Genomic DNA, 23,109 nt, shown 5'->3' with positions numbered 1-23,109 from the left:
CCCTCCTAAACGTTAGGTAGCTTGTACCATTGTCCTGCCATTCCCATAAAATAAAACCCATAGCCTTGACCACCATCAAAGAAACGAGCGGATCCAGCTTGGCCCATTCTATTACGCCCTAAATTTATTCCCTGCGTTAGAATAGGTTGATTTATGCTTACATCCTTTTCTGTACTTATATCAAAGGTCTGCCCGTTATCAGATGGACCTATGTTGTTATTTACACCGCCTATAGCAATTCTATTAAACGGTTGAAGACCATCGGCCCTTTCTGCTGCTGCTCGATCCCAGTTATACATAGATGCATATTTACCACTGTATAGCGTTACACCCGATACACAAACCGCTGTACCTTGTCTCATGTCAGCATTTCCAGAACAAACCTTAATAATTAATGCGTGCTGTTGCGGAATATAGTTTGTCGGTACTTTGAAAGTGAAAGAGTATCTTCTGATTTCTCCATAATAGGTAGATGGTTCAGGAAAATCCATTTTTTGTTCATGCCATGTATCGTAACTTACATTGTCTCGGAATGTAACGCAGCATACTTGTAAACGCGGCTTCCCTGTTTTACGTACCCCATTTATCATTGCTGTTCTAAAATGAGCAGATACTGTGTATTCATTTCCAGGATGTATACCATTATTCACGATTGCTTCTGGATAGTTATACATATCTACCCTTGTGGCATTTACCATTTGCTCGTAATCGAATACAGGTTTATTTTTTTCTATTACTACATTGCCCCACGACTTCCAAGTAAGACCATATCCACCTTCAAATCCATAATAATCTGCATTCCCAATGTTTTTCTTTGTAACACTAGAAAAGTCGGGATCTGCTATTAGGTTTCGTCTTGATACCGCAGTTGTTTTTGTTCCCCATTCATCTTGGAATAGGAAGTCTAGCATTTTAACAGTTACACCGTCTTTATCAATGGTTATTTTATCACCGTCAATTCGAATAAGATTCGTATCAATTCCTTTTGCCGTTAACCATTTGACCATTGTATCTGCATTAATATTCAGTTTCTCAGCATCGATTGTAATCTTACCAGGTGACATATTGATAGAAGTAATGATACCGTCTTTTAAAATTTGTGCTAAGATCCCTTCATCTAATACCTGCAACTTCGATTCTGTTTTCTTTACATAGGCATTATAGGTCTCATTAATAAAACTTTCCTGTTTTTTGGAAATGATAGTAACGCCTTCCTCATTAGCAGCGATACTTCTTTCTAATTCGGTTACTTTTTTATCGTAATCTTTAGTTGCTACTCTATTAGCGATATCCTCTAACATTTTGTCAGCATCCGTTTGATCTTTCGGATGTAGCCAAAATTCTGTAGCTATAGTACCACGTTGTAACATAGGTGCAGCACACCATAAACGCCCATTTCTCGTAACGTAATAACGCCATCTCACAAACGCTGCATTGGTAGGTGCTTTATCTGTACATACAGCACGAACCCACGTATTATTTACAACTTTAACATTCGTTCTAGCTGTTTTAACACGAGTTTTTTTGTCAGCCGTCCACCATTCAATTTCAATAAATGCACCGCCGCTATCAATAGGTGTTTTCCCATCAGTATTGAAATAACCCGATGCAACAAAATCTTCGTTAACCTGACACTCAATGAATTGACTTGTAAGTCCCCACCAACGATCTTGAGTCTGGCCAGTACCGGTAATTGAAAATGTGTTCATACCTATGTATTTTAAGTTAGTATCAACAGAACCAGCAGCCCCATTACCACTATTCCAAAACCAATATTTCTGCCCTAACTTAAAATCAGCATCACGTAACTCGTTTACAGTACCTAAACCACCTACATAATTTTCAACATCTTTTATTTCTACTTTTCCTTCCAAAGCTTTTGCAGTAGTTTCCCAACCTGCTTTAGCCTCTTGTAACTGCGTACCTTGTTTGGTTTGTATTTCTTGTAAACTAGTAACTTTTTCTCTAATACCGTCTGCTGTTTTCTCTACAGTAGTAACACGCTCGCTAAAATTGACTTGTGTTTTTTCTACCGTTTTAATACTTTCTTTAATACCATTCACACTTTTTTCAATCTCGCTTGTTTTCTTCGTGAATTCATCATTCGTTACTTGATTTTCTGGAGCTGGTGTCCAATCCTGTGGCCTATTACCTTTATATAAAGCGACCCATTCTACAACGGATTTTGTAGTGTTACTTGGAAAATTATATAGACTCAACTTTCTTTCATTACCACTCGTTGCTGCTACGGCTTTAAAAGTTACATAGGTAATTCCATTCTCATAAACACTTGTTGCATATCCAACATTATTTGAACCACCATTCTGCCAAATTCCAAATTTCTGGCCTTGCGGGACACTCCCTTTAATTACAAAAGTATATTCCTCACCTGCAACAAAATTTTCAGTTAGAGAATATGGATTGATTAGATAATCTGTTTTTTCATATTTGACGTTTGAATCTAATAACAGATTACGCCCTCCAGCTTTATCGTTATTAACTTTCTTCTCTACGATCTCCAACTTCTCACTAATCTGGCCAGCCTTTTCTGTAATTTCAGTTGTGGTTTTCTTTAGATTATTAGTTGTTTGCTGCACCTCAGAGAGGGTCTTTTTCGTACCTTCAGCAGTCTCTACCACTGTATTTAATTTTTCAGTGATTTCACCGTCTTTTTTTGTTAAAGATTCAATAGATTTAGTAAAACCTTCGTTGGTTTGTTTCATTTCAGAGACAGTTTTGTCAATTCCACCTTGAGAATTTTGTACATTTTTAATAGTTAAAGAAACTTCTTGAAGGTTTTCTGTTACTTCCTTGAATTGACCAGCAGTTTCATTTTGTGCTTCTTCCACTTTCTTATTTAATTCTTCTTTTGTAAGTTGAATATCCTTATTAACCTGCTCCAACGTATCTTTCTTAATTGCTTCCACATCAGGAATAAGGAGCTCCCAATCTTTACCGTTCCACACTTTTAAAATACCAGGTTTACCATTGCTAATATCTCGCCATAATGTTTTACCTACTATAAGATTATCGGTCGGTGGATTTTTAGCTTCAATAATATTTACCGTATTATTTTTTAGATTTTCCTGGACCTTTTCAGCAAGTTTCTTAGCGGATTCAGATTCTCTTTGAGCTTGTTCGGCTGTCCCTTTTGCTTCTTCCGCTAACTTTTCTAGTTGTTCTAATAGTTCTTTATTGGCTTTATTACCTAAAGAAGCAAGTACTCTATTGTATAATTTCCGCATTTCTTCATTCGGATCAGTAATTTCACGATAATCACCAAACACATATTTATCTTGTGAAGGATCAGTAAATGACTCATCTCCAGCGATTGCACGGGCTTCTAAATAAAGTTTCGGTGTAAATCCTGTATCTTTTATTCGGATTGTATCACCTTCATTAATTAGCTCGTGAGATAGTCCGAATACACGTCCAATGCTTTGTGCATTTACTTCATAGGAAACGGATGTGTTTATTCGTTTTTTAAATTCGGTTTTCATAAGTGTCATAAGTCGTTCTGGAGACATATTCTGATCTTCTGTTTCAGGAGTATAGAAACCAAATTTATGTTTCCCTTGCTCATTCCACCGTTGGAAAGCGTCGCTATCTGTAATATAAGGCAGTCCGTTATTTATACCCTCAACAGTGATAATTTTATCGCCTTCACCTTTAACAAACCCTACTAAAGCTGTACAAATATCTCGTGAATGTTCGATTCGTCTTACACCAACTAAATCCTTACCTAAAACGACTTCTTTACCGGTTTCTTGTCCACGTCTCTTTATCATATCAACGTACCAACCGGTAATCTGAGAGCCAACCACTTCTACACGATATTGAATTTCTAAACTGAATAACGAAGCGATTTTATTTAAAAATGTAAGAGGATCTATAATTTCATCGATTGTCATTGTATGGAAGCCCGCATATTCCGTTCTACCGCGTTTCCACTTCATACCTATCAGGGCCATATCCATGAATTGATTTACTGTTTTACCTTCTATACGTTGTGGCATGATATAACCATCTTTTGCAATTTGAACCCAAGCACCAGAAGCGTGTACAGTAAGTAATCTATCTCTTGAATCCTTTTCAACTTCATTATTTATAACGTAAGGAACAATCCGTCCATCACGTACTTCTTTTAAAACTAAATTTTGTTGCATGAGTGTCGCTGCATGCTCTGTATTATCAAACACTTTAAACTCTAAAGTATCGATATTGTTCTTAATCTCCCAATGACGTATATCATCCCGATAATCTTGCGGCTGGATATTAGCAACAATTTGATCTGTTTTAAAATCAATGACATGAAGTGTGCCGCTAGGTGCTCTCATCGATATCTCTCCCTATACGTTACTTTGGCTATTCCCACATCGGAAGGCACGATTTCCAGTTTGTTTGAACCTTTTTGAATAACCGGATAATCACTAAAAAAATCTTTTAAATTAATAGCCTTCTTACCATTTATCCTTACAATACTTTGTTCTGTATCAATGACCACTTTATCTCCAACATCGAAAATATACGGTGGATTATCTTGTGTATTCATATTGACTTTCCATATTTTCAAGTCATCAATGGACATTTGCGAACAAAACATGTTGTTTGAAAACTGAGAAATGCTGATTTGAACTTGAGCGACCTTGCTCATATTGACATTATTTTCGTCTACCCACACTACAAATCGCTCTGAGTCATCAATTTCCGTACCTAAAATAAATTTAGAAATATATGCTTCCCATCTGTTCCCTGTTCTTGCAAGCCATAAGCGACCTCTGAAGTTAGTCCAAGTATCTGGATGATCTCCATATTCGTTGATAAAGACTTGCCCACCCGGTTTTTTACTATTCCCAACACTAGCAAATCCACTGTTTTGCTCTGCTTCCCATTGGACATCACTCATTGATATACGGGCTACATAATCGCTATTTTCATCAAGAAGACCTATTTCCACACGCCCCATTTGATCCCAATGATAACTATTAATGTGCACATAAGCTTGCATGATAAAATCCTGTAATGGTCCTTGTGGGATATTCTTTTTGGCTATACAACCATGCCATCCTTTTACCGTAGGTTCACCTAGATACTCGGCCATAAAACGGTATCCATCTGATTTGAATTTCCCTTCACCAGTCATATCTTCTGTTTTAGGAACATCCGTCCATCCTATGGTTGTCCCCATCTCGTCCCATAACACGCGTTGATTTCTTTCAACTGGAACCTGATCTGCTTTTAATGGATATCCAATGCGAAAATAATTCGTTCCATTCCATACATCAAGAAATGTAGAAGGCTTCGTCACTTCAACCTCTATAATTGGATTGGATTCTACACTTCCTTTGTTTTGAACATTTGCAATTAATCCTCGACCGTCCATTTCAAATTCCACCGTTCTAGTGGGTCCTAACTTATAAGGCATTGGGCAAATTATTGAAATAGTTGCTTGGTGAATATTAGATTTTTCAAGCTTTTCTTCGACTGACTCTTTAATTCCGTAGTAGATTAATTCCGGCTCGTCTGTAAACGATATTTCCACAGGCCCATCCGTATCTAACAAACCATTTAGTTCGTCTATCCGTTTCCTTAGTTCAAAAAGAGAGACTCCCTTAAGAGAGAAATCTACTTCTAATACTCTCTTGGGAGTCCTTTTGCTTAAAAAATATGAACCTGGGCGGTGAGGTACCGTTAACTCATTAATTTCGTCACTTAAAATTCCGCGACCTCTTATATCGTTAACCATAAAAAATCCTTTTTCGTATTTCTTCTCGAAGTATTCTTCTAAATCTATCCCATTAAAAACTAGCAATCTACCGCCCTCCTTTAAATACCTCTCTACGTCTTTTAACTGCTTCTTGTTCGCCAGTAATATCGTCAACGAACCTATTAAACTCTTGTCTACCAAGCTGTATATTAATATACGCGGGTTGTTTTTCACTAGTTGTAGAATTTGAAGCAGTTCCAGCATCCGTATTTCCTGAGTTTACTTGTGGTCTAGCTGTCTGGTACGCGCCAAGTCCTCTTGGCATTCCGTATACAGTCTCTACTTGTAGAGCTTCAGGTTTCATCCATTCAGTCATTTGTTCCGTTGTTCTTTGTACAGCACCTTTCATGGCATCAATACCATTAATCCAACCTTTCATCATATTGACACCAATGAAATCCCTGAACCAACGACTCGGTGAGTGAATCGATAACAGACCAGAAATTTTATCTTTGATTCCATTTCCAATGTCCGTAATTTTGTCCCAAATAGCCCCAGCCATAGAGCTTATACCATTTAAGAGCCCTTGCATCATATTTTTCCCTATGCTTCCTAAATCGATTCCGCTTAGGAATGACTTTACATTGCCAAAAATTTGAGTCACTGTGTTATAGATAGAATTTAGGATGTTAGATGTCGCTGACTTAGCCGCATTCCAAATTGAGGAAATGATGCTACCTACTGCGTTCATAACAGATGAAATGACTGAACCTATACCTGAAAAAATTGAACTTACTAGAGAACCTATCGCTGATAAAACACTAGAAAAAATAGATTTCACTAGATTTAGCCCACCAGTCACGACTGCTGAAATTAAATTTATCGCCCCTTGGATGATATTTCCGATTAATGACATTATACTCGACGTAATGCCTTTCACCGCGTTCCACGCTCCACTCCAATCTCCTTTTAAAACTGAAGTGAAAAGCTTTATTATGTTGGTGATTATCCCAATAGCAGAGGTTATTACGCCCATAATTGCGGGAAAGACTGCCTGGACAATCGACAGAATAAATTGAATGGCTGGGATCACTACGCCTTTTATTATTGTTGCCAGACCTTCAAGTATCGCAGTGGCTACGGGAATCGCCGCTTGAATTATCGAAACTATTACCGGGAAAACCGCCTGAACGATTTGTAAAATTAAAGGGATAACTGTAGTCGCTATGATAGAGATTACCTGGCCTAATAATTGAATAATCGGAATCGCAACGGAAATCGCAGAAGCAATAATCCCAGCTATTACTGGGAAGACCGCCTGTACCGCCTGCAGAATGATCGGAATCACTGACGTTGCTATGATTGATAGGACCTCTCCAAACCCTTGAATTAACATTCCTGCTATGCTAAATGCCGCCTGGATTACTTGTAATATAATAGGGAATGCCGTTTGGAAAGCTTGAAGGAATATCGGTAAGACAGTAGATGCTAGCTCAGTAAAAATTTGAGCTACTTGTTGTATAGCCTCTGTTATCATTGGCATAATTTCTATTGTCGTATCAGCAAACATCTGAATTAATTCAGTAATCATAGGCATTACTTCTTGTATTACTTGCCCAAAAAGTTTAAATAAATCAGACGCTAAAGGTACTACGGCTTGGATTGTTTCTCCAAACAAACGGAATAAGTCGAGTGCTATCGGTACTACAGCTTGTACTACTTCACTAAACAAACTAGCTATTGTAGAACCTAGCTCACCAAAGGCCGTACCTAGCTCACCAAAGGCCGTACCTAGCTCAGAAAGAGCAGGTCCAAGTGTAGCGAAGCTTTCTGCTATAACTTGTCCTGTTTTCGCAAATTCAGGAGCAAGTGGTGCAAATGCTTGTGTAATCCCTTGAGCTATTGACTGAACAACCGGCAAAATCGCAGACATCACAGAACTAAAAATTGATTGTATAGACTGCCAAGCCGACATAAAAGCAGACTTCACTTGATCATTTGTATTTATCAACTTAAATATCGTAGCACCTAAAGAAGCTACAATAGCGATTACCCATCCTACGGGGCCTGAAACACCTAAAAATGATAAACCTAAACGTACAATTAATGGTGTTAAAGTGGCTATCGTATTTCCTATTGAGGAAAAAGACATTTTGATAAAATCAATTACTGGAGAAAGAGATGACCCAATTCCGGCAAATGCTGAACCAAGTCCTGATATTGCTGAACTAAATGCACCACTTATCCCCTGACCAAATTCACTAAATTTCGATTTTATTATAGTTAGCGAAATCTCTACAGCTGTTGCAAAACCAGAAAACACTTGACCCGCTTTAATTAACCCTGCCTCTAATGCTGCGCCGATTGCTGTACCCATTGCTGAAAATTTTTCCGGTATTGTCCCAAGATAAGAACCTAAAGAATCAATAGCAGATTTCATAGCTTCAACTGCCGCTACTGTCCCACTTTTTATTGATTCCCACGCATTGTTAACGGCATTTCGAAAAGTCTCGTTATGTTTGTAAAGTTGAACTAGCGCTACCCCAACTAAGCTTAGAATTGCAATCGTTGCTCCGATTGGTCCTGTTAGAAACACAAAAGCTGCACGCAGTGCTATCATGGCATTTCTAGCAATAAAAGCTACAGCTGAACTTTTACTTATATAATTAGCTAATTTACCAAATAGAATCATCGTTGTACCTACAGCATTTGTTACCATACCAATTACCGTTGCTATAACTAAAAAAGCCGTAGTAAATGCTACTACGGAAGCGATCACCGTCTGCACGGGAGCTGGTAATTTTGTAAATGCGTTTGCCAGCGTTTCAACTACTCCAGCTACAGCCATTAATGCTGGAGCCAATGCGTCAGTAAATGCACGTGCCGCAACATCAAGAGAGGCTTCCATTTTCGTCAGTGCTCCGGCCCATCCTTCAAGCATGGAGTCCGCAGCTTTTTTAGAAGCACCGTCCGAGTTCACTAAGGATTGTGTTAAAGCATCAATCTTTTCAGGTCCTGCTGCTACAAGTGCCATCATACCTGATACAGCTTCTGTACCAAATATTGTTGCTAACGCCGCACCTTTTTGTGCACTTGTCATACCTTCCATTCCTGATTTCAACTCACCAATAATTTGAGACAATGGTTTCATATTACCTTGTTGATCCGTAATAGATACGCCAAGTCGTTTTAACTCATTCGCCGCTGCTTTTGGCGGTTTAACTAAACGTAGTAAAGATGCACGTAATGCTGTACCAGCGGTCTCCCCTTTAATACCGCTATTTGACATAATACCAACAGAAGCCGCTAGTTCTTCCATCGATATGCCTAATTGAGCTGCAGGACCCGCCGCATATTTAAAAGCGTATTGCATATCCCCTACACCCGCAGCTGTTGCGTTTGCGGCTGTTGCTAGAACATCAGCAACATGTGTACTTTGACTTGCCTCCATACCAAATGAGTTTAAAGCTGACGTAATCGTATCAGCAACCATCCCCAGGTCTTCGCCTGATGCGGCCGCTGCACTCAACACACCAGGTAATGCGGACGTTGCTTGAGCCGAATCGAAACCTTTCGCACCCATTTCAGCAAAAGCCGCTGCTACCTGCCCTGTTGAATACACAGAATCCTTTGCCATATCAAGAATCGCTTTCTTTACTTGACCGTAGTCACCTGCAGTTAAAACTGCCGCTTTACGAGTTTGTGATTCAAATTCTCGTGACTTTTGAATCATACTTCCTAAAGCAAAAGCCGACGCTGCAGCTGCAGGACCAAATGCATTTTGCATTGTTTGTCCTGTTTGCTGTACACGTCGGCCCATTTCAATTGCTTGATTACCTACTTCTTGAAATCTAGCACGCCACCCTGAATAATCAGGAGGCGGTGGTGCTGGTGGCGCTGGCGGTAATGGTGGAGGTGACGGCGGTTGTGGAGCCGGTGGGATAGGAGGTGGTCTACTAATCTGCTGAAAAAACGTATTCCATGCTTGTGTAGCTTGTCCAAGGTTACTTATTAAATTAGATATATCCGCAATCACCTGAGTTTCTACCTTGTTCTGGCTCATTCACCTCACCTACCCTTCCTCTTCTTGTATTTGACTTCTAATCATTGATTCTATTTGATCAAAAAACGATTCGTTCCTTTGAATTTTTTCAACTACTTCCTTCCGTTCATTTGCTTGTTTTTCAATATCACGAACACTTTCTGGACGTGTATATATATCCGCTAATGACTTGATTTTGTCACTTTGAGCATTTCGATTAAACAAAGCTTGTACACTTGCAAACTCGTACTTATCAAGTAGTTGTTCCTTATATCCGTTCAACATAAGGTGATATTCCTTGAGACTAATACGCCAAGATTGCAAGGTGGTCATATTAAAAAAACGAAAACACTCACCTTGCAATTCATCAATATTTATGCGTACAGGTTCTCGAACGATTTCTGTTGTTCCGCTGTCATTGTCCCTAGAAGTTTCTTCACTGTCTTCTGGAAGAAAAAACTATTTAACACAACAGCTTTGTTGTACTTTAGAATTTCATCAAGGTCTAGTTTTTCTGCATTAAACATATTTTCAATCTCTTTCTGTACTGCCTCATACGTGATTCCCTCATTTGTATGAATCAGTGCGTAATAAACCACATCCGTGAAATTAGTAATTCCGCCCTGCATGGTTTGAGAAACGAATTGCATCGGCCCACCGTTTTCATCTAATAATCTCAGTGCTTGTAAACAGAATTTCAGTTCTTGTTCTTTACCATTAATTACGAAACGCGTATATGATTTTTCAGCCATAATAATTACCTCCAATTTTTTGTTCAAAATAAAAAAGCGTTTATATGAACGCTTATTCAAATCTCAATTATTTATTTTCCAGGAATTCATCCACTGCTTTACCAAGCAAACTAATCATTGCTTCTCTCTTTTGCTTTGGTGTTGTATTATCTTGCATTTCATTAAAGATAGGAAGTACACTTTCTAATTTCTGTTTATCGATGCGTTCATTTACAAGGTCTTGTCCTAGCATTGAAATAAATGTACCAATTGCAACCGCTTGTTCTTGTTTATCTAGTTTCATTTATCTCACTCCCTTTTACTACGCGACCTTGGATTGAATCAGCTGTATGTTCGACAATGGATTCCGCTACAACTCTTCCATCTAATAAAACCCCAACCTTACAATCCATCCCTACCAATTTACTATCATTAATCTTCTTAATTATTTCAGATTGTTTATTTATTAGTTGAACATGAGTTATATCAGCTTTCATTGCTAATCCCTCTTCTAACATATTGACCCTTCTGTTTAATTCGTTTACACCTGCTGAAACACAATTTAACGTTTGAATTAAACCTTCATTATCTCTTTGTAGATCGTTAATTCTTTTTTCAAAATCAGCAATTATTTCTGTTATAGATTCCATCTCTCATCCTCCTCAAAACATCCTTATTCAGTTCCTGGTGTAGCTACATCACCAGAAGGTGCACCTTCTGGTACTTTATTAAGCGTCCCTTTAGAAATTTTCCCGTTTAATTTTAAGCCGATAGAATACTTTGAGTACTCCTCATTTTCATGAGAAAGTTCCAAACTATTCAACATGTATGTTCCTGATTTAACTTTAAACTCAGAAGCGGTTGCACTACGTAGGTTAACTTCATGAATTCTTACTAATACTTTATTAAGAATTGCTTCTTCTACATAATCAAGTCCCTCGTCACCTTCAGTACAAATCCCTTCAATACTAGCGGATTGTGTTACGTCACCGTAATCAGATCCACTCTTATCTTTCGTTTTTAACTCGATTTCTCCAGCCTCAATTGACCGTGAACCTGACGTTTGGTTAAAAAATCGGACTGTTTTTGTAGTTTTCCCGTCAGGTTGCGGAATGTCAATCAAGTAAAGTGTTTCGGCACCTTTAAACTCAGGTGCATTACTTTTTTTCACTTCTGCCATTTTTAGTCCCCCTCTAATTTCTGATTGTTATAGTAATAAAACTCAAATGTTTCGCTGTTAAAATCTCAACATCTTTTTGAGATAGTGGTTCGAAATCCTTTACTTTTGCATTAAAAAAACCGATTCGTTCTGGATTCTTTTTACTTGTATCGTACAAGTCAATTGAACCCTTTTCGAATCGGTTAATTAATTTATCTTGCAAATCATTCCTGTCAAAAACTTTATCCGCATAAACACCTACTTGGATAAGATGATCTCGCGAGAAATTTTCTTTTGAAAATCTATCAATTTTACCTGACAAATCCTCGATAGTAATAAAAGGCTTGTCTTTTCCTGATACAGAAACACCATCGTATATCCATGTAGTAGGTGCAAAAACGTCCAGCGACTTTTTTAATGAATACATTACATCATTCAACATAATTAATGCCCCTTTGTTACACGTTGAACAGTTTTGTTTATATCCTCAACAAATGGTTGCTCACCTTCAAATGCTGTTTTACGCATAAAACCTTTTTTGGTTTTGTGCGTAAATTCTTGTACCGCCGCGTAAATAAGAGGAGATCCATACGTACCAATAATTCTCGCACCGACTACCATCTTTACACTTGCAGGAATACTTTCAGATAAAGGACCGTGTAATATCGGTGCTCGATTAGAGGCTTGATTAGCTTGTAAGCGTGTATGTTTTTCTACCGTTTGCTCAATTGGTGTTTTGTAACTATTGGGGTTATGTGCTTTTAACACATTTGATTTTCCTTTAACAACAACTCTGATTCTCATCAAATCACCCTCTTTACAATGACCTCACGACGGTTTACACCACCAAGCCCTCGTTCATCGATAAGTTCGATAACGTAAAAAACACTTTTATGTTCAATTTTTTCAATGTTCTCTAAGTCCACATTAAGAGGAAATGTAACAAGCGCCTCTCCTTTTTTAACATCGAGATCAGCGAACTTCGTCTTTTCCACTGACGTGAATTTCTTCCAAACTAATTGAACAGTTTCTTTTCGGGGGTCACCTTGGATTTCTTCTCCTGTAATTGGATCCTTTTCAGAAACCCCTTTAATGTATAAAATCACCGGTTCTCTACGTCCCTGCTCAATCATTTCACGATTTTCTCGAATCTCTTTTATATCATCTTCAGTAAGCAATTGCTACACCTCCTCGCTTATTAAGTAGTTCAGCCGTGACGAACATTGTGGATGTGGGCTTATTAATTGATTCATAAGGCTTTCCGGAATATTTTTCGGATACTTTCCAGCCCCTAAACCGTATGCATCACGTCTTGCTAGCTTGTAACACATATGCTTTGAGTGGTATCTGTGGCGATGGCCATTATCAATAATTTGATAACCTGTCACAATTTCACTTTCTAATCCATTCTGTATAGTAGCTGCTCGGTACGTGTTAGTACTCTCAGAAATTGCTACACGCTCAATCTTCCATTTCTCATTGTCGTGTACTTCCTTTATCTTTTGAGAAATCATTGTAATGCTCTCGCCCTTTAATACAGATGGACGAATGACACTACTTAATTGATCTTTCATATCTCCAGATAAATTCCATACACGATCAGACAGAACTAAGCCATCTTCACCAGGTCTTTTTATAACCCCTTGAATAATTTGCTTATTTACCGCAGTTATAGATTTCACGTCCAAACCTGCCTCTGATAATTTTGATGTGGTCCACTTCGATGTGTTTTCAATCAATGTATGGAATGACCGCTCTGCTTGTTTACGAAATTCTTTTTCGTATAAAGTAAGATCTCGTAATAACGCATTTAACCTACTACGCTTCACGATTCCATCCTTTTGATATTCATTCAATAAATCAACTAAAAACAAACGTATTAGGATAATGGCCTTTACAGTATCAGAAACTTGTTTTTCGTGCTCCTCTTTAAATTCTTCGGAAATGGTATCGAGCGCTGCATCCATCTCTTGTTGAGAATCGCTCATGTAATCATCTCCCATCTGCACGCTTAGCAAATGTTTGATGAGTACCTTTTCCACGTCGATACTTCCTGTATTTTTTAAGCGCGTCCACTGATAACTTCTTATAATTCGCAAAGATCATCGATTTATCAACCGATTCTTCACCATCTGTATAAGAAAAATAGCGCGCTGCGTCTGCTGCAATTGATTCATAAGCAAATGACAACGCAAGATAAAAAACAGCATTTGCATTTACTTTTTCAGTTAACTCTGACTCAGTTTCGGCTTCAGACAACCAATTTCCGATGTCCTCCGGAGTTACTTTTGGAACTTTTGCTAACCGACTCTCCAGTCTTTCCGACACCTTCATTCGGTGTCACCTCCGTCACTGTAATTTTGTTAAGGCGTCATAACTCCTGCAGCTTTTAACTTTGCAATAAGGGCGTTTAAGTCTTTTACTACACCCGCTACGTCAGTCGCTGTACTATCTGGTTGTTTATCAACCTTTTTGGGTATTAGAGCTACTTTTTCTTCAAGACCTTTAATAATATTGCCAAGTGATGTGTCTTTCGCAATCGGCATCGATCTGTTTAAACGTTGTGCTTGACTTTCAGAAATAGACATGCATAAAACTCCTTTCAAAATACAAAAAAGGTAGCATACACGCTACCTTTTAAGCCATTGTTTTAGAGATATTTTCAAGAACAGCGATAGACTCTTTCGCATTCTTAACTTCAAATCCAAATTCCCCACGAATGACGCGAGAAAAGTAGTCAGCACCATTTGGTGTAGCATCTTGGTCATAAATTGGAGTTAAGTAACGTGCCTTTACTTTTTCTGTATCAAGAAGTAACGCACGATCTTTAGGCATATTTAAATCAACTACAACACTAGAAATCGCTCCACCTGGTAAATCCGATACAAACGATAAGATTTGGTAACCTGCCGCAGTATCTTGACGCGTAGTACGAATTGTATCGCCACCAAGTTTTGTGATTTGTCGTGCGATATTCGGTCCACATAAAATTGTGTTTGCTGAACCGCCTCGAGTAAACACTTGCTCTACAGCGTCATTCAGTGGTTTAGCCGCGATTTCGTTCCCTTTAAAATCTTGCTTATGAGAACCTTCAATACCTGTAAATGCAAATAAACCACCTGTAGTACGCGGTTGTGTCGGAGAACCGCTATTTCTACGGCCATAAATTAAAGACGTGTTCGCTTCACGAATCATCTCTTGTAAACGCAGATTTACTTGATAATCTAATTCGTTTGATACGCCGTATGTGTTCACTTGTTGTTGTGTACGTGAAACAGATGCGTATCTTGAAAAGATTTGTGAGAAGTTATATGACACTAAACGGTCATTGATCTCATTCTTACGGAAAGCATCTTCACCTTCTGGTCTCGGTCTTGCGATGACTTTTAATTCACCACCAGCTGTAATTGCCTCCGCTTTCGTACTATCGTAACCACGTTGCACAGTGATTTTATCCGCGTTTTCATCGACACTTACTACACGTAGTACTTCTAAGCCGTTTTGTACCAGAGCATTTTCAGTGAATTTACGAGCCTCGCCTTTTTCTAAAACTAGGTCCGTATCCCCAACAGCTGCGGCAGTTTTTACAATACCTGTATCAGAGTTTAAATAGTCGTTCTGCCATTCAAATTTAGTTTGTGTTAAAGCGTCTCCTACACCAATTAAGCCGAAAAGAACTGGTGCTTTCGTGAGAATTAAATCCACATTCGCTTGCATTTGTCTTACTTGTTGTTGAAATTCGTACGTAGTTGGTACTGGCATATTTGTAGCCCCCTCAAATTTTGAAAATTAAAAAACCGCTGACTTTTAATCAACGATCCGTTATTTCTTCGATTTCGCTTCTAACAACTTGTTATAAATACGTGTTACTTCGCCCGCAAATTTTGAATCTTTTAACGCTTTTGTTTTTGCTTCTTCCAGCTCTTTTTCTAAAGCAAGAATTTCATTCGCTCTCGGATTTGTTCCTGGATTCGCGCCACCAGCTGCATCTGCGCCCACAACTTTCTTGAACATCCAAGGTTTATTTTCCTTTAGCGCATTAACAGCCTCTTCAACTCCTTGATAATTACCATTCTCATCAAGTTGAATAGTCGACTTATCTAAAAGCGCCAATACATCACCTGGATCATTTGCATCTAAAGCACGTGCAATACTCTTAATTTCCGTATTTAGAATACGTGTATTTGCTTTTTCTTGTGCTTTTTGCGCTGCTTCGGAAGCTTCTAGTGCCTTTTTGTCAGCTTCTTCTTTTTCAGCCTGCAAACGTTCAATTTCTGTCATTTCTTGCTTTTTACGCTCTTCTTCAGCTTTTTCAAATTCTGCTAATTTCGCTTTTACATTATCGTAGTCACCGTATTTCTCAGCGGATTTACCACGTTCACGTTCTAAGCGCTTCTTAACAATTTCGTCTAGTTCTTCTTGCGTAAAAGTTTTTGACGGGTCGTCAGTATCTCCAGGTTTTTTGTCTGGATCATCTCCAGAACCGCCACCATCAGAGAAAAACTGAAGGTCTAACCGAAGTGGGAACTTAGGTGTTTTTTGTACTTTTTCTACAAAATACTTTAATGCTGTAGCTTGTTTTGCGTATTCCATTAGCAAATCCTCCGTTTTGAGCCTGTCGGCTATAATTTCCGAAAGTTTATAGCGCCATTTCGTAAGGCAAGTATTACTTTTCGTTATACGGATCCTGAGACTGTCGTTTCAACATTCGTTCTTGCATAATCTCCATGAATTTCTGTTCTGCATTTTCTTTACCACTTCTCGTAATCGCACCTTTAATTGATTCGATTTCGTTTGAAATTTCATCGCCTAACTGTTCGATAAGTGCTTTTTGATCTTGAGGTAACGGTAAACCGAAAATAATCTTGCTAGCATAATAGTTATCTACTTTTGCTAACATTTCTTTATCGTATTTGAACTTTGGGTCATCCTGCCTTGCTTTCATATAACGCAAAATATACTCATTTAAGGTTTGTAGACGGGACTGCCATATAACCCATGAGCGTTGTGTTTTCGAGATGATGTTACTGAATAAAAGCTGTACAGCCATATCATTTATACCACCTGTATTCATGTCAGCAGTGTTCACCATCGGTACCTCTGCTTTTTCATGTAGGCGTTTTTGCAATCGGTCCAGATACGCTTCAATGGTTTCTTTAAATCGGAATCCACTTTCTAGCTTTTTAGCGCTTGGTTCACCTGCATCTTCCGCACCATCACCTAAATCCCATTTTGCACCTGGTGCAACTTGAAGTGGATTCTTTGGATCCTCGTCTACATTCGTTAGTAACGTAATGGCGAACATTTCAAAACGTAATGCATCCGAGTAATCAGACATCTTTTTGTCGATTTCGTCAGAAAGCTTAATCGTTTTTTCAAGCTCACTATAACCTGTAGTTCGCTTACTGAGCTTTTCAGTCGGCACTGGTACAACGGGAATAAAATCGATGCCCATTGATGAGCGCTCAACCCTATCCTCTTGTTTTTCTAAGTCACCGTTGTATACAGCCTCTTCAATTTCACAGTCGTACTCACCAGCTTCTTCATGCCAAACTAAGTAATACGATAATTTCCACATTTTCGTTTGTTCTTCATCAAGCCATGCAATAAAATGAATCTCTTCCAGTTGGTCTATATCCCAGTCGCTATACTTTGCAATAACTTCTGTTGATGGATGCCAAATAATCTTAAATTCACCGCGACGTTTATCGTAATGAATCCGAGCATACACACCAGTTTTGGAAATGGCGCGGTCCTTTGCTGCTGCTAATAACTTCTCATGCATTCGGTTATCATCCCAAACCCATGTTAATAACCGTTCCTTCGCCTTCGCTCTACTGTTTTCTGCTTGTTGCTCCTCACTAGGTTCATATCCTGATTGAATCATAAGAGCTGGATCGTCTATCACATCAGGAGGAACTGTGACTTTCGGTTCTTTTTCAAATTGCCACGCTGCAATCATGTTTACGATTTTTTGAGGATAATCAAGTTGTATTTTCGTAGGTTCGTAGTCGAGATTGTCTGGTTTTTTATAATCAGACCATACGTTTAAGTCTCCTTCATAACGCTCATACAAGCGAACCTCAGACATAATGCGTGTCCACTCAGAATCGCCGAGTGCGGTACGAACTGGCATTACAATTTCCACTGGATTCATAAAATTACGATCACCTTGTACTCTCATTCAAGCCCCTCCTTTCTCAATATCTTGAATTCCCTGTAGTGCCTGCTTTACGTCTTGCACGTTTATATGCGATAGAAAAAGCCATTTGAACCGCATCCGGACCGTCATCGTGTGGGTGCATCGGATACATTTCAAATTGCTCCAATAAAGCACGTAAATGTTTCATAAAACGTAATTTACCGCTCTGTATATCTGGTAATAACGACTCAATACGTAGTGCTTTTCGTGTACGCTGCTTAATTTGTTTTAAACGAGTCGATGAAGGATATCCTTTTTTCTGCAATGCCTCTCCAACCTTATCCGCAAACCATTCCTGTGCTTGTTGTGCCTCTACAGCGATTGATTCATATTGATATGCCAGCGTGTATTCTACAGCCTTTTCTAACAACGTATTTGGATGCACACGCTCCATAAAAATATCAATAATGTAGCACGTTCCTGTTTCCACGTTTTTCGCAAGTGTAACTACTACGCTGTAGTCACCTTTTTCTTTTCCCATTGCGAAATCAACCGCACCGTAATACAAAAGTTTTTTGTCTTTTAAATCATCTTCAGTACAGTACGTGAAATATTTAGGTTTAAATATCTGTCTTTCCTCGTCAGTCGGGTTACATAGATACTCCTGGTTAAACGCTTTGGTACCGTCATCTTCTCTAATTTCCATCAAATCGATGTATGGGAAATGTGATGGCCATAACGTTTTTGTACCACGTAACATCTCTTCTTTATTCTGTTCATAAAATTCGCGAGCACGATCTGCCGAGTCTGGATCATCGACCTGACGAATCTCACGCCATTCTTGCCATAAATCTTCACGCTCTGACCATTTCAGAATTGCCGGGAATGATCTTGATACAAAGTCACGACGGTTTTTAATAACATGGTGCAATAAACTGTCGTAACAAACGATAGTACCCATATAAATACAGGCACCCTCTTGTCGACTTAAACCTGGTAGTAATTCTTCTTTGAACCAGCGTTTGTTTTTTGCAATCAAGTCAACCGTCGCCGTGTTTTCCTTACTTTCTAAGTCATCCAAAATATAGAGCTGAACCCTTTTAGAACCGTGACGTAACCCACGTACCTGTGTCCCTATACCTTTCGCTTCGACTTTCGTGTTTGTTAAAGTCACGAACTCTTTATCGTTATCTACTTCATTTCGGCTTTTTTGTTCGTGAAGTAAGATACCGAAATCTTCACGTAATTTCTCGTTGTACTTTAACTGATCACGTGCCCACGATATAAAGTCACCGGCTACATCGGATGTTTCAGAAATCAAAACAATGTACTGCTTTAATCGATACACGACTTGATGACACAAATAACCGTTACTCAGGTATGCTGTTTTCGCATGGCCACGCCCTACACTCCAGGCCACTTTTTTCTTTTTCTCCCTACCTGTTGTGATGTCATCTAAAAGCCCACATAACGTTTGGTGAAATTCAGCTGCATCATCCATCGTTACTCCAGCCGGAATTAAGTTATCAGGATTCCCAGGATTTCCTTCTTCCGAGAAATACTCATACATGAAGTACAACATGTCATGTTCTCCAAGATGCACCCTTTTTAACTTTTCTAGCTCATCGATGTCAGCAAGTAGTGTATCCATGTAATATTCTGTAGCCTCACCAGTTTCGTATAACTCCTGTAACTTCTTTGCTCTTTCTGCTACAAGATTGATACGCTCCTGACGTTCATGACGGGCTAACCATTTACCGTCTATATATGCCATGTAGCCCGCCCTCCTTTTACTCGCCTGTCAATTTTTTTAATTTCTGAAGCTGTTCTTCGATTTCCGCATTTGTACGGGTCGCATTTCCTAGATCACCCTCGATTACTTTCTTATCAGTCAGTAAACCAAATCGTTGCATATACAATTGCATAGCTTTTACACTCGGTTGCGGCCCTAAAATTAACTGCATTAACTTGCTGTATACCTGCTCGCGCTTCTCTGCGAGAAAACTATCGGCCACTTCACTCTTGAATGCGATGAAGTCCTGGTTCTTAGTTCGCCACTCCCAAAGCGTTGTCCGATTTATACCAAGCTCGTTCGCCATTTCGTCTTGGGTTCTTTTTTCCTCGTTATTCGATTCCATCAACTCGTTTTCTACAAGCAAGTACGCCGCTTGAATTTGTTTAGCCGTAAGTTTCTGTTTTAACTCGTCTAACTTCGCCATTCTTTCGCTCCCCTTTCTTCGTGAAATAGAAAAGGGCAACCGATTTAGTATCGATTGCCTTTTTCTCAATTTGCCCTTAAACCATATGTAATTACTAGTCTAAATTCCAAAAAGGAACGTTTACTGCACTTGTTTTTGTGGATCTTGCTCCTTTAGATGTATTACAAGTTTCGCAAAGCAATTGAAAATTTGATGCATCATTACTTCCATACAAAGCTAAAGGTACAATATGATCAATGTGTTTGATATTTTGTGGTCTTACTAAGTGCGTTAAATCACGTCTACAAAAAGTACAAGTACCTTTGTCTCTGTGAAAGACTGCCGTTTTCAACCAAACTGGGAACGGTCTACGTTTGATATAACCTCTTTGGGTTACATGATCAGAATGCCTCTCTCTTATTGCATCCATATTTTTTTCTATAAATCTTGCTAATTCCAAATGAAATTTACGTAAAAACTGTCTGTCTTGGAACAGAATCTGAAAAGCTGCTTGTACAATACGAGCATCAATTACGGAAGAGTGTTCATACACATAATCAAAATACTGATCCAAAATTTTATCACATTCACACCCATCATGCTGACAATCTTCTGCACAACTATCTAAGTTTAGCTCAGGTAATTCTGCTTCTAAATTCACTTCTTTAAGTAGTTCAGTAACTAACTTGAAATCCTTTTCTAAGTCCCCTTCCTTTGCATCTCTCAAATGATCTGCCATGCTCCCAAAAGAGTCAAGATAAACATGTAGAGCAGTACGTTTTTTAGGGCGTACAATACTGTCTATTATTTCTTCTTTAAAATCCTCAAACGCAATTGAAGCATGCTCATCTAAATAACCTACCGCACAACTTGCAAGATAAACTCCAGAGCTAAGAGCTAAAAATTCCTCTTTCAAAGCCATAAATATCATTCCTTTATTATATATATTATGCTATTACATTCTAACATAATAATATAATTATAGCTTATCCCCCCGAGTTTAAAAATTCTGGCGGAACGTTACGAGCGCCTGCCAGCCCCTCACCAGATTTGACCTCCCCCGGGGGACTGAATATTTTCTCGAACAAAAAGAAAAAGCCGAAATTATTTTTCCGACTCTTTTTTCTTTTTTGCTCGTATTAGTGTACTTTTACTGATTCCAGTCATTTCTTCTACTTGCGTATATGAATGCTTATCTAGTAAGCCTAATGCGTGTTCAATTTGTTTCTTGTTATACTTCCTCGGTCTACCTTCTCTGAAGTCTGCACGTTGTTTAGCGATAGCTTTACCTTCTTGCGTTCGTTCAACAATCATGTCACGTTCAAATTCAGCGAACGCACTCATGACATTGAATACTAAACGTCCTGTCGGTGTATCCTCTATCAGCCCCATGTTTAGCACGTGAACCTTTACACCTTTCTCAAATAGTTCTCGTACAGTATGTATCGCATCGACAGTTGAACGTGCGAAGCGATCCAGCTTAGTAACTACCAACGTATCACCTGACTCCAGCTTCGATAGCAATTCCTTAAACTTAGGCCGATCAGCTTTAGTACCGGTGAACTTCTCTGAATAAATTGTATCGCAACTTTCCTTCTCTAGCGTTTGAATCTGTGCTTCTAAGTCCTGGTGAACTGTACTTACCCTTGCGTATCCGTATTTCATTCGTATCAGCTCCATTTCGGCGCTAACTAATGAATCTAAGTTATGACACCGTTTGATACCTTGATATTACCACACCACCAAAACGTTGTCAAAACCTTTAAGTTATGATACCGAAAGGGAACTCTTTAAATTCTACAACACTATAAACTATTCTATATTCAATAGCCAATCGCCTAATAAACCTTGGACAATTATCATTAAGTATACAACTAAATATAATATCTAGAAAAAGAAAAGAAGGAGTGAGTTTCTTTGTATAATCAGTTTTATTACCGTGCCCCTACCTATGAGGAATGTATGGAACTTTGCATGGAAAAGGGATGGCCACATGATGCTTGTCATGAGGCATGTAATATATATATTAAACAACATCCTTTGCATACATCATATCAACACACAACATCTACAGTACCCAACAGTATAACCCAAGCGGCACCTTATAGTAGCGCAAATCAACAAATACAATGTTTTTTAGCATGCATTCAGAATGGTGGTATGCCTAATTATTGTTATAACTATTGTTTCTGGGGTAATCCATATCAAGTGCAAACAGCATACGCGTCAGCTGAAAAGTGTTACCAACAATGTAGGAATTCAGGAGGCACTCATGAATTCTGTATGCATTCGTGCAACACTATAAATATTTAAAAGTATTTTAACATTACTATTTTGTTTAATAAAAAGTCTACTCCACCCCCTGAGTTTCAAAGGTCTTTCTCCCTCAGCGAGCTCGGCTGATAAAAACACCCATTGGTTTCCACTTTCGTGTTGCCGACAGTTAGATAACTACTACAGTAGTCACCTTAGTTTCTACCTACTATATACGCCACAGTCAGTCCAATCCAACGGACATAAAAATAGCCATGATACCCTCATCACGGGCCTCATGGCTATGCGTATTATTTATTGTTGGAGTAGGACACAACTTCACCATCCTAGCATAAATTGTACCTACTATGACCCCGCCTTGTCAAGCCTCGTACAAATTTTTTATTAAACTTCTCATACCCGCCATATCACCGTTAATACTCATGTGCAATAAATCCACGGCTTGTCTACAGCGTGCGTAATACAATTTTGCAGTGATATTCATAGTCCGTAATGTATTCTTTCTAGGAATCTTGTACACATACCGAGCAAGTACTATATATTTCATGTTCTTCGGTAATTGTTTAATCGCCTGATCCAGCACAATCTTATTCAACCGTCCATCACCTTTCCCATCCAGTGCACCAGGTCCAGTAAAGCTAGGCGGCGCATCAGGGAACCGATCACCTACAGCCAGTGATTCGTAATTCTCCAGCCATAGTCGTATTGTCTTCTTTGAAACATAACCATCAATTCTGGTCATCTCCGAACCTCCTGACTCAGAAAATCAAACCCCTAAAACAAACCCCTTAAACCATTAATAGTATTACATACTATATAACTATTAATAAATAATACTATATATATAATATATAAT

Annotated in this window: 22 protein-coding genes; all 22 read right to left on the bottom strand. The window is 38.7% G+C overall.

The window, feature by feature from the left end:
- Positions 1 to 5: 5 nt before the first annotated feature.
- The 22 genes from DN400_RS28185 to DN400_RS28080 all read right to left on the bottom strand — a co-directional run bounded on the left by DN400_RS28185 (position 6) and on the right by DN400_RS28080 (position 22,995).
- Complete coding sequence (locus DN400_RS28185; RefSeq protein ID WP_147802073.1) at positions 6 to 4,337, bottom strand: phage tail spike protein; 4,332 nt, start codon at positions 4,335 to 4,337, stop codon at positions 6 to 8.
- The gene (locus tag DN400_RS28180) at positions 4,334 to 5,812 is read right to left on the bottom strand and encodes a distal tail protein Dit (protein ID WP_147802072.1); all 1,479 of its coding nucleotides are present in this window, start codon (positions 5,810 to 5,812) and stop codon (positions 4,334 to 4,336) included. The genes DN400_RS28185 and DN400_RS28180 overlap by 4 nt, the downstream gene beginning before the upstream one ends.
- A gap of 1 nt (position 5,813) precedes the next feature.
- Complete coding sequence (locus DN400_RS28175) at positions 5,814 to 9,743, bottom strand: phage tail tape measure protein (RefSeq protein ID WP_147802089.1); 3,930 nt, start codon at positions 9,741 to 9,743, stop codon at positions 5,814 to 5,816.
- Positions 9,744 to 9,779: 36 nt separating this feature from the next.
- Complete coding sequence (locus DN400_RS28170; RefSeq protein ID WP_000931847.1) at positions 9,780 to 10,034, bottom strand: hypothetical protein; 255 nt, start codon at positions 10,032 to 10,034, stop codon at positions 9,780 to 9,782.
- Positions 10,035 to 10,123: 89 nt separating this feature from the next.
- Complete coding sequence (locus DN400_RS28165) at positions 10,124 to 10,501, bottom strand: tail assembly chaperone (RefSeq protein ID WP_000818630.1); 378 nt, start codon at positions 10,499 to 10,501, stop codon at positions 10,124 to 10,126.
- 67 nt (positions 10,502 to 10,568) lie between these two features.
- The gene (locus DN400_RS28160) at positions 10,569 to 10,784 is read right to left on the bottom strand and encodes a hypothetical protein (RefSeq protein ID WP_000762691.1); all 216 of its coding nucleotides are present in this window, start codon (positions 10,782 to 10,784) and stop codon (positions 10,569 to 10,571) included.
- Entirely contained in the window at positions 10,771 to 11,130 is a 360-nt protein-coding gene (locus DN400_RS28155) for a hypothetical protein (RefSeq protein ID WP_147802071.1), read from the bottom strand. The genes DN400_RS28160 and DN400_RS28155 overlap by 14 nt, the downstream gene beginning before the upstream one ends.
- Before the next feature lie 23 nt (positions 11,131 to 11,153).
- A complete protein-coding gene (locus DN400_RS28150) occupies positions 11,154 to 11,660 on the bottom strand; it encodes a phage major tail protein, TP901-1 family (protein ID WP_000852562.1) in 507 nt (168 codons plus the stop codon).
- A gap of 13 nt (positions 11,661 to 11,673) precedes the next feature.
- Positions 11,674 to 12,081, bottom strand: a complete 408-nt coding sequence (locus tag DN400_RS28145) for a hypothetical protein (RefSeq protein ID WP_000930922.1) — start codon at positions 12,079 to 12,081, stop codon at positions 11,674 to 11,676.
- A 2-nt stretch (positions 12,082 to 12,083) separates the two neighbouring features.
- Positions 12,084 to 12,443, bottom strand: coding sequence for a hypothetical protein (locus DN400_RS28140; RefSeq protein WP_147802070.1), 360 nt, complete (start codon positions 12,441 to 12,443; stop codon positions 12,084 to 12,086).
- Complete coding sequence (locus tag DN400_RS28135; RefSeq protein WP_097855789.1) at positions 12,443 to 12,817, bottom strand: hypothetical protein; 375 nt, start codon at positions 12,815 to 12,817, stop codon at positions 12,443 to 12,445. Before DN400_RS28135 ends, DN400_RS28140 begins: the two co-directional genes overlap by 1 nt.
- A 3-nt stretch (positions 12,818 to 12,820) precedes the next feature.
- Positions 12,821 to 13,627 carry a hypothetical protein gene (locus DN400_RS28130; RefSeq protein ID WP_097855788.1) on the bottom strand — a complete coding sequence of 269 codons (807 nt, stop codon included), beginning with the start codon at positions 13,625 to 13,627 and terminating at the stop codon, positions 12,821 to 12,823.
- 4 nt (positions 13,628 to 13,631) lie between these two features.
- Positions 13,632 to 13,973 (bottom strand): hypothetical protein, encoded by a 342-nt coding sequence (locus DN400_RS28125; protein WP_141505613.1) that lies wholly within the window; start codon positions 13,971 to 13,973, stop codon positions 13,632 to 13,634.
- Between the two features lie 29 nt (positions 13,974 to 14,002).
- Entirely contained in the window at positions 14,003 to 14,227 is a 225-nt protein-coding gene (locus DN400_RS28120) for a head fiber protein (protein WP_097855787.1), read from the bottom strand.
- 49 nt (positions 14,228 to 14,276) lie between these two features.
- Positions 14,277 to 15,401 (bottom strand): SU10 major capsid protein, encoded by a 1,125-nt coding sequence (locus DN400_RS28115; RefSeq protein WP_147802069.1) that lies wholly within the window; start codon positions 15,399 to 15,401, stop codon positions 14,277 to 14,279.
- A 60-nt stretch (positions 15,402 to 15,461) separates the two neighbouring features.
- Positions 15,462 to 16,232, bottom strand: a complete 771-nt coding sequence (locus DN400_RS28110; RefSeq protein ID WP_147802068.1) for a phage scaffolding protein — start codon at positions 16,230 to 16,232, stop codon at positions 15,462 to 15,464.
- A 73-nt stretch (positions 16,233 to 16,305) separates the two neighbouring features.
- Positions 16,306 to 17,823: a phage portal protein gene (locus DN400_RS28105; RefSeq protein ID WP_147802067.1), complete on the bottom strand. Its 1,518-nt coding sequence runs from the start codon at positions 17,821 to 17,823 to the stop codon at positions 16,306 to 16,308.
- Between the two features lie 16 nt (positions 17,824 to 17,839).
- Positions 17,840 to 19,555: a phage terminase large subunit gene (gene terL / locus DN400_RS28100; protein ID WP_147802066.1), complete on the bottom strand. Its 1,716-nt coding sequence runs from the start codon at positions 19,553 to 19,555 to the stop codon at positions 17,840 to 17,842.
- 16 nt (positions 19,556 to 19,571) lie between these two features.
- Positions 19,572 to 20,000 carry a phBC6A51 family helix-turn-helix protein gene (locus DN400_RS28095; RefSeq protein WP_001086032.1) on the bottom strand — a complete coding sequence of 143 codons (429 nt, stop codon included), beginning with the start codon at positions 19,998 to 20,000 and terminating at the stop codon, positions 19,572 to 19,574.
- Positions 20,001 to 20,094: 94 nt separating this feature from the next.
- Complete coding sequence (locus DN400_RS28090; RefSeq protein WP_147802065.1) at positions 20,095 to 20,901, bottom strand: HNH endonuclease; 807 nt, start codon at positions 20,899 to 20,901, stop codon at positions 20,095 to 20,097.
- A gap of 182 nt (positions 20,902 to 21,083) precedes the next feature.
- Entirely contained in the window at positions 21,084 to 21,644 is a 561-nt protein-coding gene (locus tag DN400_RS28085; RefSeq protein ID WP_030025191.1) for a recombinase family protein, read from the bottom strand.
- A gap of 970 nt (positions 21,645 to 22,614) precedes the next feature.
- Positions 22,615 to 22,995 (bottom strand): hypothetical protein, encoded by a 381-nt coding sequence (locus tag DN400_RS28080; protein WP_147802064.1) that lies wholly within the window; start codon positions 22,993 to 22,995, stop codon positions 22,615 to 22,617.
- Positions 22,996 to 23,109: the final 114 nt, after the last annotated feature.

The organism is Bacillus sp. AR8-1 (assembly GCF_008042345.1).
Lineage (GTDB): Bacteria > Bacillota > Bacilli > Bacillales > Bacillaceae_G > Bacillus_A > Bacillus_A cereus.
This window is presented reverse-complemented; position numbering and strand designations above follow the sequence as displayed.